Origin of the sequence: Streptococcus parasanguinis, from assembly GCF_001578955.1 — a bacterium.
Lineage (GTDB): Bacteria > Bacillota > Bacilli > Lactobacillales > Streptococcaceae > Streptococcus > Streptococcus parasanguinis_U.
Map to the genome: position 1 here is coordinate 47,104 of NZ_KQ969690.1, position 1,151 is coordinate 48,254.

General features: G+C 39.9%; 3 protein-coding genes. All 3 read left to right on the forward strand.

Annotated elements, in window-relative coordinates:
- The coding region (gene sepF / locus SPADD19_RS04035; protein WP_128861580.1) for a cell division protein SepF at window positions 1-272 on the forward strand (272 nt) is incomplete at its 5' end.
- A gap of 1 nt (window position 273) precedes the next feature.
- On the forward strand, window positions 274-537 hold the full coding sequence (locus SPADD19_RS04040; protein WP_061455294.1) for a YggT family protein: 264 nt from the start codon (window positions 274-276) through the stop codon (window positions 535-537).
- A gap of 6 nt (window positions 538-543) precedes the next feature.
- Window positions 544-1,151 (forward strand): YlmH/Sll1252 family protein (locus SPADD19_RS04045; RefSeq protein ID WP_241496464.1); only part of this gene is annotated, 608 nt, incomplete at its 3' end.

Below are 1,151 nucleotides of genomic sequence, written 5' to 3' on the forward strand. Positions count from 1 at the left end.
GTAAATACGAGGAAGCGACTGAAATTGTTGATCTATTACTATCTAATGAGAGTATCTTGATTGACTTCCAATATATGACAGAAGTACAAGCACGTCGTTGTCTAGATTATTTGGATGGGGCTCGTTATGTTTTAGCAGGAAATCTTCGTCGTGTTGCAAGTACGATGTACTTGTTGACTCCAATTAATGTAGTCGTTAACATTGAAGATATCCGCCTTCCAAATGATGTGGAAGTGACAGAATTTGACTATGATATGAAACGTAATCGTTAAGATGATTATCTTTCAATATCTATCCAATATCATTCAAATCTATTCCATTATTCTTGTCATCTATGCCTTACTTTCTTGGTTCCCTGGGGCACCTCAAAGTACTCTTGGACAAATGGTTCACCGCCTAGTTGAACCATTTTTGAGCCTTTTTAGAAAGCTACCCTTGCAGCTTGGAGGCTTGGATTTTACGGTTCTTGTAGCGTTGCTGGTTTTGAATGTATTAAACCAGTTGTTGGGGCAACTATTTCTACAATTGATTGGTTAGTATACGATGGGACAGAAAGAGATTTACCAACATTTCAATCGTGAAGATCACGAATTCATTGATCGTTGTATTGAATTGTCTGAAAGAGTGATGGAACGCTATTCTGTTGAGGTGACGGGTTTTTTAAACCCTCATCAGGTCACTATTTTACGAAATGTTGCCGCTAGCTATCAGTTACAGGTCTTTGCTTCTAGTGATGAGCAGAAAATGGAGTATGCCAAGGTCATTGTGGCTCCGGATTATTATCAATTGGATCCAAATGACTTTGATCTGGCCTTATTGGAAATGGTCTATGCTTCAAAATTTCATCACTTGAGTCATTCTCAGGTACTGGGGACCATTGTTCACCAATTAGGAGTGGAGCGCAAGTCCTTTGGGGATATTCTGACGAGTGAAGGAAAGATCCAAGTATTTGTTGAACAGCGTTTTGTTCACTATTTTATGGATCACATCCAGAAAATTTCTCGGGTACCTGTTAGGCTTAGGGAAGTTCCTCTATCAGAACAAATGATTGTAGGGGAAGAAAGCCAGCAACGAGATATTCTCGTGTCGAGTTTTCGGCTAGATAAGGTGATTGCTGGGACCTTCAAGCTTTCGCGTTCACAGGCTAGTCA